Annotated in this window: 13 protein-coding genes and 2 pseudogenes; 7 read left to right on the forward strand and 8 right to left on the reverse strand. The window is 62.3% G+C overall.

Annotation, left to right across the window (positions count from 1 at the left end):
• Positions 1-27: 27 nt before the first annotated feature.
• On the reverse strand, positions 28-1,002 hold the full coding sequence (locus ABWY06_RS24800; RefSeq protein ID WP_353928255.1) for a sulfite exporter TauE/SafE family protein: 975 nt from the start codon (positions 1,000-1,002) through the stop codon (positions 28-30).
• Between the two features lie 231 nt (positions 1,003-1,233).
• Here ABWY06_RS24800 and ABWY06_RS24805 point away from each other — a divergent pair, with 231 nt between their 5' ends.
• Positions 1,234-1,641, forward strand: a complete 408-nt coding sequence (locus ABWY06_RS24805; RefSeq protein WP_353928256.1) for a RidA family protein — start codon at positions 1,234-1,236, stop codon at positions 1,639-1,641.
• 61 nt (positions 1,642-1,702) lie between these two features.
• Positions 1,703-2,407, forward strand: a complete 705-nt coding sequence (locus ABWY06_RS24810; protein WP_353928257.1) for an aspartate/glutamate racemase family protein — start codon at positions 1,703-1,705, stop codon at positions 2,405-2,407.
• A 157-nt stretch (positions 2,408-2,564) separates the two neighbouring features.
• Here the strand turns inward: ABWY06_RS24810 and ABWY06_RS24815 are convergent, their stop codons facing one another.
• The 6 genes from ABWY06_RS24815 to ABWY06_RS24840 all read right to left on the reverse strand — a co-directional run bounded on the left by ABWY06_RS24815 (position 2,565) and on the right by ABWY06_RS24840 (position 13,432).
• Positions 2,565-3,626 carry a lipase secretion chaperone gene (locus ABWY06_RS24815; RefSeq protein WP_353928258.1) on the reverse strand — a complete coding sequence of 354 codons (1,062 nt, stop codon included), beginning with the start codon at positions 3,624-3,626 and terminating at the stop codon, positions 2,565-2,567.
• Entirely contained in the window at positions 3,595-4,527 is a 933-nt protein-coding gene (locus ABWY06_RS24820) for an esterase/lipase family protein (RefSeq protein ID WP_353928259.1), read from the reverse strand. Before ABWY06_RS24820 ends, ABWY06_RS24815 begins: the two co-directional genes overlap by 32 nt.
• A gap of 212 nt (positions 4,528-4,739) precedes the next feature.
• A complete protein-coding gene (gene selO / locus ABWY06_RS24825) occupies positions 4,740-6,200 on the reverse strand; it encodes a protein adenylyltransferase SelO (RefSeq protein ID WP_353928260.1) in 1,461 nt (486 codons plus the stop codon).
• Positions 6,201-6,259: 59 nt separating this feature from the next.
• Positions 6,260-9,625 (reverse strand): mechanosensitive channel MscK, encoded by a 3,366-nt coding sequence (gene mscK / locus ABWY06_RS24830; protein ID WP_353928261.1) that lies wholly within the window; start codon positions 9,623-9,625, stop codon positions 6,260-6,262.
• A gap of 119 nt (positions 9,626-9,744) precedes the next feature.
• The gene (locus ABWY06_RS24835) at positions 9,745-11,490 is read right to left on the reverse strand and encodes a potassium/proton antiporter (RefSeq protein ID WP_353928262.1); all 1,746 of its coding nucleotides are present in this window, start codon (positions 11,488-11,490) and stop codon (positions 9,745-9,747) included.
• A 139-nt stretch (positions 11,491-11,629) separates the two neighbouring features.
• On the reverse strand, positions 11,630-13,432 hold the full coding sequence (locus tag ABWY06_RS24840; protein ID WP_353928263.1) for an acyl-CoA dehydrogenase: 1,803 nt from the start codon (positions 13,430-13,432) through the stop codon (positions 11,630-11,632).
• Between the two features lie 211 nt (positions 13,433-13,643).
• Between ABWY06_RS24840 and ABWY06_RS24845 the strand changes: the two genes are divergently transcribed.
• The 3 genes and pseudogenes from ABWY06_RS24845 to ABWY06_RS24855 all read left to right on the forward strand — a co-directional run bounded on the left by ABWY06_RS24845 (position 13,644) and on the right by ABWY06_RS24855 (position 15,471).
• Positions 13,644-14,489 (forward strand): 23S rRNA (adenine(2030)-N(6))-methyltransferase RlmJ, encoded by an 846-nt coding sequence (locus tag ABWY06_RS24845; protein ID WP_353928264.1) that lies wholly within the window; start codon positions 13,644-13,646, stop codon positions 14,487-14,489.
• 25 nt (positions 14,490-14,514) lie between these two features.
• Positions 14,515-14,634: pseudogene (locus ABWY06_RS24850) on the forward strand (IS5/IS1182 family transposase); the annotation flags it as partial.
• 387 nt (positions 14,635-15,021) lie between these two features.
• Positions 15,022-15,471 (forward strand): hypothetical protein, encoded by a 450-nt coding sequence (locus ABWY06_RS24855; RefSeq protein WP_353928265.1) that lies wholly within the window; start codon positions 15,022-15,024, stop codon positions 15,469-15,471.
• Positions 15,472-15,538: 67 nt separating this feature from the next.
• On the opposite strand, the pseudogene ABWY06_RS24860 reads toward ABWY06_RS24855, so the two are convergent.
• A pseudogene (locus tag ABWY06_RS24860) lies at positions 15,539-15,769 on the reverse strand (IS4 family transposase); the annotation flags it as partial.
• 166 nt (positions 15,770-15,935) lie between these two features.
• Here ABWY06_RS24860 and ABWY06_RS24865 point away from each other — a divergent pair.
• On the forward strand, positions 15,936-16,406 hold the full coding sequence (locus ABWY06_RS24865; protein WP_353928266.1) for an SMI1/KNR4 family protein: 471 nt from the start codon (positions 15,936-15,938) through the stop codon (positions 16,404-16,406).
• 5 nt (positions 16,407-16,411) lie between these two features.
• The gene (locus ABWY06_RS24870; RefSeq protein WP_353928267.1) at positions 16,412-16,780 is read left to right on the forward strand and encodes a hypothetical protein; all 369 of its coding nucleotides are present in this window, start codon (positions 16,412-16,414) and stop codon (positions 16,778-16,780) included.
• Positions 16,781-17,038: the final 258 nt, after the last annotated feature.

A 17,038-nucleotide genomic window follows, 5' to 3' on the forward strand; every position in this document is an offset into this window, starting at 1 on the left:
CGTTCGGGCACGAAGGTCGCCGCTGGGTCAGCTCAGGGCGCTGTACAGGTTGTAGGCGCTGAGCAGGGTGATCAGGCAGCCGATGATGGTCAGCAACGTCTTGGCATGCAGTTTTTTGCAGAGCAAGGCGGCGAAGGGGGCGGCGAACATGCCGCCGAAGACCAGCCCCGCCACCAGCAGCCAGGTGCTCGGCTGGCCGGCAAGCAGGATAAAGGAGGTGGCGCTGGCGATGGTCAGGAAGAATTCGGCGAAATTCACCGAGCCGATGGTGGTGCGCGGGTCGCTGCCCGAGCCCAGCAAGGTGGTGGTGACCACCGGGCCCCAACCGCCCCCCCCGGCAGCGTCAACGAAACCGCCGAACAACGCCAGCTTGGCGATATGCTCGGGCTGACCGCGGCGCACCACGTGGCGGTACGCCTTGTTGAGGATATACAGCCCCATGATCAACAGGTAGGCGGAGATAAACGGCTTGAGCACCTTGCCGTCGAACTGGGTGATCACCACCGCGCCGAGCACCGCGCCGATGATGCCGGGGATCAGCAGGCGCAGGAACAGGTTCTTGTTGACGTTGCCCAGCTTGACATGAGAAATGCCGGACAGGCCTGTGGTGAAGACTTCGGCGATATGCACGCTGGCGCTGGCCGCCGCAGGCGAGGCACCGGCGCCCAGCAGGAAGGTGGTGGCGGTGATGCCGTAGGCCATGCCCAGCGCGCCGTCGATGGCCTGGGCGAAAAACCCGACAGCGACCGCGCTCCAGAACAGCGGGCTGTGCAAGGCGCCCTCGATGATCTCCAGGCCGCTGCTGGCGTGGTCACCGAAAAACAGCCGCCAACCGAGCACCGCCAGCAAGCCCAGCAGAATCGAGATGGCCAGCCACATGGCGACCCGCAGCACGGGGTGGTTGGCGGGGTGAGAAACATAATCCTCGACCGGCGGCAGGCCCATGGCCTGGTGCTCGTCGTTGATCGGACTGGGGCTGAAATCGAGATCGCGGATTTTCATGCACGGCGGGCCTGGGCGGATGGCGAGGGTACCGGCCTTGGAACAGGCCACGCGGAGCGCACGATAGTGGCCTTTGTATAGAGAGTCTAAGAATGTTTAAGCAGGTTTATATATCTTTTTGATTTGAACGCGCAGGTGTACTGCCGTCCTGCTGGCGCACTGTGCCTGTGCGCGGTAAGGCCGCCGGGCTAGGCTCGAACCTCTTTTCAATCGCCTCGCCCTGGATGCTTCATGACCATTGAAACCTCAACCCCGCCGAGCCTGTTCACCCCGATCGGCCCTTACAGCCACGTGGCCAAGAGCGGCCCCTTTATCTGGGTGTCCGCCACGCCGGGGGTGGACAGCGCCAGCGGCGTCATGGCCGGACCGGACGCCTATTCGCAGACGCGGCAGATCCTGGAGAACCTGCGGCTGATGCTGGAATCGGTCGGCGCGGCGTTTGAGCACGTGCTGCATGTGCAGGTGTTCCTCAAGCGTGTCGAGGATTTTGCCGAGATGAATCGCGCCTATGCCGAAGTGTTCACCCGGCATCTGCCCGCCCGCACGGTCATCTGCGTGGCGGACCTGCCGAAAAGGGACGCGTTGCTGACCATCAACCTGAACGCGATCTGTCACGCCGCCGAGCCAGGCATGGCCTAAGCGTGGCCTGCCGCTCGATTCCTGTGGGCATTCAATAACTGGATTTTACAAGGTGAAAGCTGTGACGCGTCCTTTAGGTATTTTGGGTGGCATGAGCTGGGAGTCGACGGCGAGTTATTACCGCTTGCTCAACGAAGGGGTGCGCGATGCCCGGGGTGGCCTGCATTCCGCGCCACTGCTGCTGCACTCGGTGGATTTCGCCGGCATTGCCGCGTTGCAGAAGGCCGGCGACTGGGCGACCGCCGGTGAGCAACTGGCCGCGGCGGCCGGTGGCCTGGAGCTGGCCGGGGCCGGCGCACTGCTGCTGGCGACCAACACCATGCACAAGGTGGCGGCGACCATCGAGGCGGCGGTGAACATTCCGCTGCTGCATATCGGCGACGCGGTCGGCCAGGCCCTGCACCAGGCCGGTATCCAGCGCGTGGCCCTGCTGGGGACCCGATTCACCATGCAGGAGGCCTTTTACCGGGAGCGGCTCAGCCAGCGTTTCGCTATTACCGTGCAGGTGCCGGACGCCACGGCCATGGCCGAGATCGACCGGGTGATCTTCGAGGAGCTTTGCCGTGGCCAGTTCCATGAGCGGGCCCGGACGTTTTACCTGGAGCAGCTGCAGCGCCTGCGTGAGCAGGGGGCCGAGGCCGCCATTCTCGGCTGCACCGAGATCGGCTTGCTGCTGGAGGGCTGCAGCTCGCCCTTGCCGCTGTACGACAGTACAGCGCTGCACGTGGACATGGGGCTGGGCTGGCTGCTGGAGCAGCGGCGTTAGGCGCCATGGCAGCGCCTGTACAGGTCCAGCACCCGTATGTGGCTTCGGTAAGGTGGAGAGCGCTTTACCCATCCACTAAACGGCCTGGTGGTGGATAAAGAGACCCCCAGCACCCTGCATCCGTTCGCCCCGGGGGCGGGGCTCCTACAATCGCGAGTCAGGGATTTGGGTAGCGTGCCAGGGTCCTGATCTGGCGCTGCTCTTGGGCCGTGAAGTCGCGCTCGATCAGTTGTTCGAGCGCAGTCCGTTGATCAACCGCACTGAGCCCCGAGCCGGCCAATTCGGCGCGCGCCTGGCGAAAGCCCTCGACCCGCATCTGCCACTGCGCCTGGCGCTGGTCCAGCTCGGCCAGCGCGCTGGCCGCCGCCGGGGTTAGCGCCTGCGCGCGCAGTCGATACAGCTGTTCGGCGCTGGCGCCCTGGCGCTTGAGTGCCTCGCTGTCCTCATACAGCTGGGTCTGGCGTGTCACTTCGCGGCGGGCCTGGCGCATCGGTTCGGGCAACTGCTGCTCCAGGTCCGCCAGTGCCTGCTCACGCTGGCCGGGCTCAAGCCCCTTCGCTTGATTGAGGGCCAGGGCTTGGCGCATATAGGTATCGTATTGCTGCTCCTGACTGAAAAACGCGCGGTTTTCCTCTTCGCTGAAATGGCTCAGGCGCAGGGCCTGCAGCTGTTGCTGGCGGGCGTCGATGGCGTTCAGGTCGTAGTCGTCGCTGCCGCCGGGATTCAGGGCGCGTTGTTCCAGGCCGGTCAGTGCGACCTTGTACTCCAGGTAACGGCGCAACAGGTCGCGCGCTTGTGCCAGGGCCGTGCCCTGCAGCTGGGCCCCCAGGGCCCGGCTGATACGGTTCAGGCAGGTCTCCAGCGGCTCCTCCAGCAGCGCCGACAGGTAGAACTCGAACAAATGCAGGCTGTCGGCGTGGGCGATCAGGTTGCCGTGGGCGTCGGTGCGCAGCCGCACGTCAGGGCTGGCTCCGCGCAGCGAGGCCGGCAGCGGGCCCGGATCGGGCAAACTAACGAGGGGCTGGGCGGTCAGGTTGCGGCTGGCGGTTTGCACCCGGGCCAGCTCGGCGACGCCGGCGGACACGGCGTCGCGGCTCGACAGCGGCGGTGCCGCACCAGGGGCGGCCACCCCGAGCCAGCCGACCAGCGCCGTGAGCAACACGGCACCGGCGCCCAGCAGCAACCGGTTAAAGGCCGGCTTGTTTAAGGCGTGTGGCATGGTTGCGGAATACCGTCTTGGGGTTGCTTTCGAACCAGGACACCACGCCGAAGACCTGGTTGTTGATGTCGATATGGTTCATCCGGTAGCGGTCCTGGATGACCTGGCCGAAGTGGTTGGCGCAGGCACCGGTCACCCCGTCGTTGGCTTCGCCGCCGAAGGCCAGGCCGGTCAGGCCGAATAGCGCGTCGGACGGGTCGAAGACATTGGTGACCCGCGAACCGCCGCCCCAGGAGTACAGACGAATGACCTGGCCGTCGATCGTCACGCGGTCCGGTCCGGCGCCGCAGCGCTGGGTGGGCAGGCCCGCCGGGAATTGCCCATTGAAGGCCGCCGAGCCTTTTTTATTGAACTCGCCAAGCATGGCGTTAATGTCCGACTTGCTGGCCTTGTTGTTGGAAAAAATATTCACCAGGTTGCCGACCGCGTTGGCGAACGCCTCGAAGGCCACCCCTTGCAGTGAATCCGGCGGGGCGACGCCGGTGACGATATCCGCCAATGGTGAGCCGGTGTGCGGGGTGGACATGGTGGTTACCGAGGCCACCAGGTCAGGGCGTACGTTCATCACGTAGCGTGAGGTGATGCCGCCCTGGCTGTGGGCGATCAGGTTGAATTTCTGAATACGGCCCAGGGAGGCCACCTTGATGCTGTCGAGCTGGCGGATCAACTGCTGGCCGCGCTCGAATGAGTTGTCGAAGGCATTGATTTTGGGCACGTAGACCTCGTTGCCCTGGGCCTGCAACGTGGCGGGGATCTGGTACCAGTAATCGATCATGGCGATCTTGTCGAAGGCGAAGATGCCGGGAACCAGAACGATCGGGTTGGTCGTGTAGGCCGCCTGCGTGGACAGGGAAAGGCCGATCAGCAGAAGGCCGAGGGCCGTGCGCAATACCTTGTGCATGGGGAGCTCCTTAGGATTGTTATTGTCGTGGCAGCGTATGCCGGTCGCGGTAGGGCGACCCGGGACGACATCCTAACGAGCGGGTGGCGGGCTGTATTTCACCTAAATGGGGGGGGAGGCGGGCGTTCCGCCGGGACTGTTCCGCGAAGGCCGGAGTCCCGTCGCGCCGGTGCGTGGCAAGCTTCAGCGCCTGTGGCGAGTGTTCGCAGGCCCTAGGACGAACAGCTGATTTCCAGGTGCTTGCCCCACTCCGGTGGCCGCTCGGTGTAACGCTGCATGCCCGGCTGTTCGTCGAACGGCTGGCTGAGCAGCGCGTGCAGCTGGCGCACCTCGCTGTAGTCGCCGGTCTCGGCGGCGTCGATGGCCTGTTGCGCCAGGTAGTTGCGCAGCACGTAGCAGGGGTTGACCGCGTGCATACGGGTGCGTCGCGCGTCCTGCTTGCCACCTTCGCGTGCGCAGCGGGCCAGATAGTCCTGGGCCCAGGCGTCGAACCCGGCCAGGTCGATAAAGTCCTCGCGCAACCGGGCCAGGGCCTGCGCCGGGGCGCTCTCGCCCAGCTCGCGGAAAAACCGCGAGTAGTCCACCGCGCCGCCTTGCAGGGTCTTGAGCAGGCGCTCGACCAAGGCCTGGTCTTGCTCCTCGGCTTGGGTCAGGCCCAGGCGGCGGCGCATCAGGTCCAGGTAGTGGGCCTGGTACAGCGGCAGAAACAGGCCCAGGGTTTCCCGCAGTACCTCTACTTCGACAAAGGGCGTCAAGGCCTGGGCCAGGGCAGACAGGTTCCAGTGGGCGATCGGCACCTGGTTGCTGAAGGAGTATCGCCCCTCGTGGTCCGAGTGGTTGCAGATGGTGTCGGCATCGAAGTCGTCGAGAAAAGCGTACGGGCCGAAATCGAACGTGATGCCCAGGATCGACATATTGTCGGTGTTCATCACCCCGTGGCAGAAGCCGTAGGCTTGCCAGCGGGCGATCAGCTCGGCGTTGCGCTCGACCACCTCGCGAAAAAACGCAGCATAAGGATCGGGCCGCTCCAGGCAGTGGGGGAAATGCGCGCTCAGTACATGCTCGGCCAGTTCCTTGAGCCGCTCATGTTGCTGGGTGTAATAGAAGTACTCGAAATGGCCGAAGCGGACATGGCTGGGCGCCAGGCGCAGCAGCATGGCTGCGCGCTCCTGTTTCTCGCGCCAGACCGGCGTGCTCGAGGCGGTGACGCACAGCGCCCGGCTGCTGGGAATGCCCAGGGCATGCAGGTGTTCGCTGGCGAGGAATTCGCGGATCGACGAGCGCAGCACGGCGCGGCCGTCGCCCTGGCGCGAATAGGGCGTCTGGCCGGCACCCTTGAGGTGCAGATCCCAGTGTTGACCGGCATCGTTCACCACCTCGCCCAGCAACAGGCCGCGGCCATCGCCCAGGCGTGGGTTGTAGCTGCCGAACTGATGACCGGAATAGACCATGGCCCGGGGGTCGGCCTCGGCCCAGAGTTTATGCCCGGCGAACACCTCGACGAAGGTCGGGTCGTCGACCACAGCCGGGTCGAGGTCCAGCAGCGCCAGTGCCGCGGTACTGACCACCACCAGTCGCGGATCGGCGATGGGCTCGGGCAGCACCGGCGTCGAAAAGGCCTCGCCCAGACGGGCGAAGCGGTTATCGAAGCGCAGATCGTTCAATGACTTCATGGAGCCTGCCTTTGCTGGGGCCATACAGGGCATTGGGACCGCCGGTCCTGATTCCGGGTTCAGGCGCCCTGGGGCTCGGGGATGGCGTCCTCGGGCGGCTCGGGCGGCAGGTGGTTGGGCTGCTCCTTGTCCAGCTTCGGTGGCGCCCGGTGATCGCCAGCCATCAGCTGGGCCTCCTCACCCTTGAGGTTCTTGATAAAGATGTCCATCTGGTTGTAGGCCATGTCCACCTTGTGTTCGCGGAAGCTCAGGGCGATCTGCGTCAGGATCTCGCTGGTCGAGGCATTGCGATCGCCCAGCTCGCGGACGTGGAAACGTAGCTCGAAATCGAAGGTGTTGGCGCTGATGGTAAGGAAGAACAGCTGCGGCTCTGGGTCGCGCAGCACCCGTGGATTTTCTTCCACCGCCTGCAGCATCAAGCGACGTGCCAGGTCCAGGTCAGTCTCGTAGGCCACTCCGACCTTGATGATCACCCGGGTGACGGTGTCGGTGAGCGACCAGTTGATCAACTGGCCGGTGATAAAGGTCTTGTTCGGGACGATGATGTCCTTGCGATCGAAGTCGGTGATGGTGGTGGCGCGAATGCGAATCTTGCTGACCGTGCCGGACAGGTTGCCGATGGTCACCACATCGCCGATGCGCACCGGGCGCTCGAACAGGATGATCAGGCCGGAAATGAAGTTGGCGAAGATTTCCTGCATGCCAAAACCCAGGCCCACCGAGAGCGCGGCGACCAGCCACTGCAGTTTGTCCCAGCTGACGCCGAGGGCCGACAGGGTCGAGACGAAGCCGATGGCGGCGATCACGTAGGACAGCAGGGTGGTGGTGGCGTACGCGCTGCCCTGGCCAAGGTTCAGGCGCGACAGCACCAGCACTTCCAGCAGGCCGGGCAGGTTGCTCGCCAGGGCGATGGTCAGGCCGATGATCAGCAGGGCACCGAGCATGTCGCCCAGGCTGATCGGCACCACATTGGCGGCCTCCCCGCTGCCGCTGGTGTAGTTGTACAGGGTGACGTTGTCCAGGTAGGAAAATACCGAGATCAGGTCGGCCCAGACCCAATACAGGCAGGCGACGAACAGGCCGAGCAGTGCCAGGCGGATCAGGCGCAAGGACTGCTGGTTGACCTGCTCGATATCCAGGGTCGGCTCGGTGATGGCCTCGCCGCCTTCGGGGCCTTCCTTGGCCTGGCTGTTGCGTTTGGCCATGGCCCGTTGGTAGGCCAGGCGCCGGGCCGCGACGCCCAGGCCGCGCACCAGTGCCGCCTCCAGCACCAGCCAGAGCATCAGCAGGTAGAGGGTATCGATCAGCCGGTCGCTGAGCTTGAGGGCGGTGTAGTAGTAGCCAAAACAGACGGCGACGAACAGGGCGATCGGCAGGGCGGTAAACAGCACTCCGATCAACATGCGAAACAGCGAGACGTGTTCGCGGGTCGGGCTGTTGAACAGCAACTGGCTGAGCAGCCAGGCCATCAGGCCATAGCAGGTCAGCACCACCAGGATACCAATGGCATCCTTGGCCAGGGCCGCCGGCTGATGCTCGGCCACCGTCACCACGGCCACCAGGGCCAGCACCACCAGTCCAAGCCGGCGCATCAGGGTGTGCAGAAAGCTGACTTGCGCCCGCGACCAGCGGAAATGCAGTTCGGCCACGCCGCCCGGGGCGAGGATGCGGTAGGCCGTATAGAACACCAACCAGGCCTGGGCCATCTCGAACAGCGCCGACCCCAGGTTGGCGTTCTGTCCGCGCGCGTCCATCTGCAGGGCGAAACCGCAGAGTGCCAGGAACAGTGCCACGGGCAGCGCCAGCAGCACGTTGAGCAACAGCGCCAAGGGGGTATGGGCCTGGCTGTCACGCTTGAAATGGCCGATGTCCTGGTGCAGGTCACGCAGCCTCTGGTACAGGTAGCTGCGTTTCCACAGCAGCGCTCCGATAACCAGCAACAGCGGCAGGAACAGCAAGGGCCGGTCGGTCAGGCCGGCGGCCAGTTCCTCGACGCCCGCGCCCCAGGGGAAGTTGCTGACTTGCCGCTCGAGCTTTTTCGGCAGTGATTTGAACCAGCTGAAGGTCAGGGGTTTGTTGCTGGGAATCCAGAACATCTGCTCGTCGAGGGTCAGGCGCAGGGCCTCGGCGGTGCTCTGCAGCTGCTTCTGGTTCAGCTGCAGGGTGATCGCCTCGTTGAGCAGGGCGTTAAGCTCGCGGTTGAGCTGCTCCAGCAATTGGCTGCGGCTGGTCGCCAACTCGAGCAGGGCTTTGCGCAGTTCCGGGGTGTTCTCCTCGGCCGGTTGCTTGGCCAGCAGCTCGTCGACATAGGCCACGGGGTTGCGGATACCGTCGCGTTGCTGGTTGAGGTCGAACTGATACAAACGGATATCGGCGATTTCATCGGCCAGGTTGTTATCCATCTCCACTTGCGGCAGTGCCTGCTTTTGCTGGTAGAGGATCTTGGCCAGCAGCAGGCTGCCTTGCAGCACGTTGATTTGTTCTTCCAGGGCCTGATCGCTCTGGTTGAGGCTGTCCAGCTGCTGTTTGGTCTGCAGGTTCTGCTGGGTCAGCAGGTTGAGGCGCTCGGTGGAGCGCAGCAGGTAATCGGACAGTTTGAGGTTGGCGGCACTCTCGGTGGCCAGCAGCTTGTCCGAACCGGCCTTCTCGGCTTCGAGGGTCTGTTCGGCGAAGGTTTTTTCGGACAGGGTGCGGCGCTTGTCGTTGATCAGCGACTGCAGTTCGAGGCTTTCCTGCTCCAGCACGCCCATGCGTGCTTCGAGCAAGTCGCGCTGGCTGTTGCCCAGGTCCTGTAACAGGCTGTTGCCGACCAGCTCCTGGCGCAGCAGCAGGGTCTGGCTGTTCAGCGCGGCCAGTTCGGCGAGGAGCAGGTCACGTCGCTCGGCACTCAGGGTCTTGTTCTTTTCCTTACCGCTCTTCAGGATGGCGCTGATTTCCTGGGTGCGGATCTGGTTGCTGCTGATCTCGGCCTGGGCCCGTTCCGGGCGCGTCTGAGAGGTGATGATCAGGCTATTGGCGTCGGCGATCGCCTGTTGCCAGGTGGTCAGTTGGGTGGCGCGCTCGCTGAGCAGCTGCTCCAGTTGCGGCACCGGAGTTTTCGCATAACGTTTGGCAATCGGCGGCAGGCCGTTGGCTTTGAGCCGGGCCAGTTCCCGCTGCGCTTCGCCGATCAGCCGCGGCGCGTCGGCAAGCTGTTCTTTCAGGGCTTGCAGGCGCTGTTCGCTGTCGCTCTGACTGGTCAGGTAACCCAGGGTCTGCTCGAGGGTCTGCTGCAAGGCCTTCTGGTCGGCCTCCGGCAGTTTACGCTCGGTAAGACCATCCAGGCTGGCCTGCACGGTAGCGCTGGTCGGCGCTTCGGCGGCGTGCAAGGTGGGAAGAAAAAGCCCAAGCAGGGCGGCAAGCAGGTAGGTACGCAAGGCTGGCATGGTCGCTTTCGTGCGGCTCGATCAGGGGAAAGAAAAATGCAGGCGCCGAGTTTAACAGGTCGCGCGCGCCGCTTCGCGGGTCGGCTGGTAGCCTGTCTGGGAAAACCGGCGGCCAGTGCTCAGAGAAACAATCCCGGGCCGGGGCGCGCGCCTTCGGGGAATTTGACCCCGACCTTGCGGATCTTGTTACCGTCCATGGTGGCGACCGTCCAGGTCAGGCCGTTCCATTCGACCTGATCGCCGACCACCGGTTCACCGCCAATTTCATGGGCGATAAAACGACCCAGCGCCTGATGGCCATCCACCGCCTCCAGTTTCAATCCATACAGGGCCGACACCGCGCTGAGTTCGGCATCCGCCTCCAGGACGAAATCGCCAAAGAAGCGCAGGTCCATGCCGCGCTTGGGCGCTTGGCTGAACAGTTTGCCCAGGGCCGGCAGGTCCTGTTCGTGGCCGATCACACAGAGCAGGTCACCGGCTTCCAGGGTGGTGCTGCCCGAGGGGTGCAGCAGCTCGGTGCCACGAAACAGCGCGGCGATCCGGGTGCCTTCCGGCATCTTCAGTTCGCGCAGGGCGGCGCCGATGCACCATTTTTGCGCCCCCAGGCGGTAGACGAACAACTCCCACTGACTGGTCGGATGCACTTCCAGGCCCGCCCGGGAAATCGGCACGGGCTCCGGGGGAACCGTGACCCGCAGCCATTTGGCCACCCAGGGCAGGCTGGTGCCCTGCAGGATCAGCGACACCAGCACGATGAAAAACGCCAGGTTGAAAAACAGCTGGGCGTTAGCCAGCCCGGCCATCAGCGGAAACACCGCGAGAATGATCGGCACCGCGCCGCGCAAGCCGACCCAGGCGATAAAGACTTTCTCCCGGTCATGGAAGGCCCGAAATGGCCACAGGCCCACCAGCACCGACAAGGGCCGGGCGATCAGGATCATCCACAGCGCCAGCCCCAGGGCGGGCAGGGCAATGGGCAGCAGCTCATGGGGCGTGACCAGCAGGCCGAGCACCAGGAACATGCCGATCTGCGCCAGCCAGGCCATGCCGTCGAGCATATGCAGAATGCCGTGGCGCGAGCGAATCGGCTGATTGCCCAGCACCAGGCCGCAGACATAGACAGCCAGAATGCCGCTGCCGTGCAGGGTGTTGGTCAGGGCGTAGGTCAGCAAGCCGCCACTGACCACCAACAACGGGTAGAGGCCGTGGGCCAGGTGGATGCGGTTGACCAGTTGCAGCAGCAACCAGCCGCCGACCAGGCCGAGGACAGCACCGATACCGAATTCGCTGAGCAGGTGCCCGGCGAAACTCAGGCTGACGTCGCTTTGCCCCTTGGCCAGCATATCGATCAGGGTGACGGTGAGGAACACCGCCATGGGGTCGTTGCTGCCCGACTCGATCTCCAGCGTGGCGCTGACCCGTTCATTCAGGCCCTTGCCGCCGAGCAGGGAAAACACCGCGGCGGCGTCGGTGGAACCGACGATGGCGCCGATCAGCAGGCCCTGCAGCAGGTTCAGGTCGAACAGCCAGGCGGCGGCCATGCCGGTCAGTCCGGTGGTGATCAGCACGCCGACCGTGGCCAGCGACAAGGCCGGCCAGAGGGCCACGCGAAAGCTCGAAACACGGGTGCGCAGGCCGCCGTCGAGCAGGATGATCGCCAGGGCCAGGTTGCCCACCAGGTAGGCGGTGGAATAGTCGTTGAAGAGGATGCCGCCGGGCCCATCGACGCCGGCGGCCATGCCGACCAGCAGGATGATCACCAGGATCGGGATGCCCAGGCGCGAGGACAGGGAGCTGACCAAAATGCTTGCGCCAACCAGAAATGCACCGATCAAGAACAGACTGTTGATGGTGCTGGCGTCCAAGGCGTACTCCGGGAAAAAACGGCTGTGCGGATCCTGCTATGCAGGGTACATGCCAGGGATTCTAACCTGTGAATTCTACAGTCTGTCAAAAAAACGCCCCGCACGGGGCGGGGCTCGGTTTTGCGGCGCTGGCGGGGGCCTAGAACCAGCTGTCCTGCATGCTCGAACAGCTGTCGTCGCGTGCCTCGAGCAGTGCCAACTCATGATGGCAGGCCGGCACTTCCCAGGTCAGGAAAAACCGCGCGGCCTGCAGTTTGCCACGGTAGAAGTCGCGGTCCGCCATATTGCCACGGGCCAGCCCTTGCTCGGCCCGGATCGCCTGCTCCAGCCAGCGCCAGCCGATCACCGTATGGCCAAAAGCCTTGAGGTACAGCGCCGAGTTGGCCAGGCCCTGGTTGACCTTGCCCTCGGCCAGGTCGCCGAGCAGCGCCAGGGTCACCACCGACAGCCGCGCCAGGACCTGCTCCAGGGGTTGGCGCAGGGCATCGAGGGAGGCAAAAGCGCTGGCCGCGCGGCAGCTCGCCTGGATCAGCCCGGTGAGCTGCTTGAGGCCGGCGCCGCCGTTCTGGCTCAGTTTGCGGCCCAGCAGGTCCAGCGACTGGATGCCATGGGTGCCCTCGTGGATGGGGTTGAGGCGGTTGTCGCGGTAGTACTGTTCCACCGGATACTCGCGGGTGTAACCGTGACCACCGAGGATCTGGATCGCCAGCTCGTTGGCCTTCAGGCAGAACTCCGAGGGCCAGGACTTGACGATCGGGGTCAGCAGGTCGAGCAGCTCCAGGGCGGATTTGCGCTGCGCCTCGGTTTCCAGGGTCAGGCTGTCGTCGAACAGCCGCGCGGCGTACAGCCCGAGGTCGAAGGCACCCTCGACATAGGCCTTTTGCGTCAGCAGCATGCGTTTGACGTCGGCGTGCTGGATGATCGGCGTCGGCGCGGTGGCCGGATCCTTGCTGTCCGGCAGGCGGCCCTGGGGGCGTTCGCGGGCATATTGCAGGGAGTACAGGTAGCCGGCGTAGCCGAGCATCACCGCGCCCATGCCGACGCCGATGCGCGCCTCGTTCATCATCTGGAACATATAGGACAGACCGGCGTGGGGCTTGCCCACCAGGTAACCGACACAGTGCCCGTTGTCGCCGAAGTTCAGCGCGGTGGAGGTGGTGCCGCGCCAGCCCATCTTGTGGAACAGCCCGGCCAGCAGCACATCGTTGCGCGGACCCAGGCTGCAGTCATCGTTGACCAGAAACTTCGGCACGATAAACAGCGAGATGCCTTTGACCCCGGGTGGGGCGTCCGGCAGCTTGGCCAGCACCATGTGCACGATGTTCTCGCCCAGGCCGTGATCGCCGCCGGAAATAAAGATCTTGTTGCCCTTGAGCCGGTAGCTGCCGTCGGCCGCCGGTTCGGCGCGGGTGCGGATGTCGGCCAGGGAAGAGCCGGCATGGGGTTCGGTGAGGGCCATGGTGCCGAAGAACCGCCCTTCGATCATCGGCTGCAGGAAGCGGGCTTTCTGCTCCGGACTGCCGAAGCTCTCGATCAGGTTGGCCGCGCCCATGGTCAGGAAGGGATAGGAGGTGCTGGCCGCGTTGGCTGCCTGGAAGTGCGCGAAACAGGCCTGGGACAACAGGGTTGGCAGCTGCATGCCGCCGTCCTCGAAACCGCGCGCGGCGTTGAGGAATCCCGCCTCGAGAAAGGCGTCGACCGCGGGTTTGACCTCGGGAATCAGCACGGCGGCGCCGTCCACGTACTGCGGCTCGTTCTCGTCGCCCTTGCGGTTGTGGGGGGCGAAGTATTTCTCGGCGAGGCTGCGCGCCGTGTCCAGCGCCGCGTCAAAGGTTTCCCGGCTGTGTTCGGCGAACCGCTCGCGCTGAATCAGGGCCTCGGCGTCCAGCACTTCGTAGAGCTCGAAGGCCAGGTTGCGGGAACTGAGCAGGGTCTCGGACATCGGGCGTGCCTCGGGCAGGGGGGGAATAGGACTGAGGAAGGCAGTCTAGGCCGCGCTGGAGGGCCTGCCTAGAACCATCCAGACGGGTGATGGGGCGTCAGAACCGAACGCATGTTTGAATCCGCTCGCGACCTGTCGTGGCTGTTAAACTGCGCGCCTTATGGTGCTGCGCCGCTTGGCGCAGCCCCGGGCTGCACAAGGATACCTTCCGATGAATTACCGCCACGCCTTCCATGCCGGCAACCATGCCGATGTGTTCAAGCATCTGTGCCTGTCACGGCTGTTCGCCCTGCTGGGGCGTAAGGAGGCGCCATATGCCTACCTGGACAGCCACGCCGGTATCGGCCTGTACGACCTCAAGGGCGATCAGGCCAGCCGTACGGGCGAGTGGTTGGAGGGCATCGACCGACTTTGGGCCGCCAAGGACGTGCCGCCGCTGGCGGCCGACTACCTGGCGGCGGTGCGTGCGCTCAACCCCGAGGGGGGACTGCGCTATTACCCCGGCTCGCCCGAGCTGGCACGTCAGCTCAGCCGTCCCCAGGACCGCCTGCACTTCAATGAAAAGCACCCGGAAGACGGCCGTCTGCTCAAAGACAATATGAAACGCGACCGTCGCGTGGCCGTGCACCTGGGCGAGGGCTGGCACCTGCCGCGGGCATTGCTGCCGACCACGGAAAAACGCGTGCTGCTGCTGATCGACCCGCCATTCGAGCAGGACGACGAGCTGCAACGCTGCGCCCAGGCCCTCAAGGAGGCCATCGGGCGCATGCGCCAGACGGTGGTGGTGATCTGGTACCCGATCAAGGAACAGCGCAGCCTGCGCCGTTTTTACCTGGACCTGGAGAAGTCCGGCGCACCGAAACTGCTGCGCGCCGAGCTCTATGTGCACCCGGCGGACGACGCCCAGCGCCTGAATGGCTCGGGCCTGATGATCGCCAATCCACCCTGGGGCCTGGAAGAAGAGCTACAGGCGCTGCTGCCCTGGCTGGCCAGCACCCTGGGTCAGACCCAGGGCGGCTGGCGCACCGACTGGCTGATCGAGGAGACGGCGGGTTGATGGCTGGGTAGCGCACCGTCGAGCGGTGCGCTTCCGTCGCCTGGCGAAGAATACTGCGCTATTGATGATGACCCTGCCCGCGCTGTCGAAGCGGTGGATGGCATGTCGACACTTGCAGCCCCAGACGGGAGAGGTGCGCTTGTAAGGTGTGGAATGGCTGCCAAAGGTGTTTGCGCCGAGTAGAAACACCGCAGCGAACGAAATTATTGGGGTGCGAAGTGATTAAAGCTTCACCACTGGCCTTCCTGGATTCCGGTAGGAGCGGTCCATGACCGCGAATAGCGAGCACGCCGGAGAAGCGTAGCCTGTATCCGCAATAACACTGCAGAGATAAGAGGTCACTCCGGCCTCTTTCCAGAGCCTCTAACATCCAGGGGCGTAAATAAATTTCTCCTATGTATCGGGAGAGTCTGATTCGTCAGGAAAGCCTGGCTCTGTTAAGGTATCATCAACAACTCGCCACGGCGGGGGGTGTGTTATAAGTTTAATCGGTTTTTTCTAGTTCGTTAGGCGAGCTTTATAGGTGCTGCTGATGGAATACAAAGATGAGCTTGTAATAAATATGGCAAAGCTATTTCTGGGGCTTGTGTCGTCAGCTGACTTGAATTGGGAGCAGGCATATTTCCGTTATGTGGAATACAGTCCTTCTAATTGCAGTACGCAATGGAGCTATAAGTTTGGGCGGGAGGTGACGATCCCTGATCTTGATGGTGAGTTAGAGTCTGTATATTTGTTGCCTTTAAAACAGCTTGCGGGAAAGCTGTATAGTGAGCTGGGTTCAGTGCATGGGGTTCGTCCGGTAGTTGTTGTTTTAAGAATTGATCCTGAAAAAAATTACAATGTGAAATTTGATTATAATGACTCTAACGCTTTAGAGATTAATAAGATTTCACTTGGGCGTAAAAATTCATATTTTTCCGAAGATGAAGTCAATATTTCTCAAGGGTTAAGAGAGTTCCAGAAATCGTTAGGGTCAGATTAAACTCAATTACTGGGGCCGCAGTCCAATAGCTATTGGGGTTGGGATCTGAGTGATCCCCATATATTTAACGCTCCGCCATGCTCTGTTGCTGCGCTTCGTAGCGCAGTCGGCGGTCGACACGTTTGATGGCGTGTTTGGGGTACGCCGAGCCAGGCATGGCGCGGCCCAGCCCGGTCAAGGTCAGGCGGCGGCCCTGCAGCAGAGCCGCTACGGTGCACATCAAGGCCGTAAAGCGACGAGCGTGAACGGTAAGGAGTGCTTGCGCGAGGGCGGTGTGTAAAAATCGAACGGTCTGCATGGGGATCACGGGGGCAGGTTTGTTTGGCGACAACCAAGGTGCCCGCCCATGCAGACGTCTTCAAGCCCAAGCGTTTGAGCTGTCACGAGTTTTTGTGGGGATCACTCAGACTCCGACCCCTTTTGCACCGGCCCCTTTCCACAACAAAATTCTAAGCGGTTAAATCATGAGCTTTATTGATAAGTTAATTGCTGCGGGTCTGAATCAGGAACGTCCGATAGCAGGTATTTCTGAGAAGGAGATTTTGGACCTCGAGCGCAAGGAAAATGTGACCCTTCCAGGGTCGTATCGCCAATTTTTAGAGGAGTGCGGTCGGAGTGCGGGGTTATTTCAGCGTGATGCGGATTTCTTTTATCCTGCGATAAGGAAATTAAAAGAAGAACTTAAAGAAATGCTGAAAGAGGAAAGGTTGGAATTTGATCTGCCAAGAAATGCATTTGTGTTTGGTGCGTATCAAGGTTGTCAGTATTGTTTATTTTTTTGTGATGGTAATGATGATCCACCTGTTTATTTGATTACTGATGCGGGAGGGGCTGCAGTGAAAATTTCAGAAAATTTCTCAGGTTATGTTGAGAAGGCGATCTGTGAATACAGGGGGGCGTTTATGAGGGTTAACGCTATAGGGCTAGAAGGTTAAATAATATGAAAAAGAAAAACCCAGAAAAACTCATCGCCTGGCTTAAGTATCTCGACGTTGAATATCTTGATGACTCTGTCACTGATGTTCTGGTTAATTTGAAAATAAACGATGTCGCTGATCAGGAAGAGATCATCAATTTGGCGATGAAAGAGGAAGTAAATAGTTTGGGTGAGGATTATCGGCTATCACTATTGAGGATCCTCGACGAAGTAACGAGCTATCCAGAGAATGAAGCTCGGGAAATTATTGGGAGGATAGGTATGCCTTTCGATGAGCCGCTCCTTGATTATAAGGCGTTTTTTAGTCGAGTCCGGAAACAACTATTTGCCCCGGAAGAAAGCAATTCTTGGGGTGGGAGGATTAATTTCTGAGCGCAAGCTTTGCGGGGTCCTGGTAGGAGCGGTCCATTACCGCAGATAGCGAGCGCACCGAAGCAGCGTAGCCCGTGCCTGCAACAACGCTACACATTTAAATCACTCAAAACTAAAGGGGTCGTAGTCTGAGTGATCCCCACATATTTAGCCCACCACTCGGCTTTGTTGCTGCGTTTCGTAGCGCAGTCGGCGCTCCAGGTCTTCCAGGACGTTCCCACTGAGGGAGGTGGCGTGTTTTCGGCCGTATTCCAGGCC

The organism is Pseudomonas sp., assembly GCF_040514055.1.
Lineage (GTDB): Bacteria > Pseudomonadota > Gammaproteobacteria > Pseudomonadales > Pseudomonadaceae > Aquipseudomonas.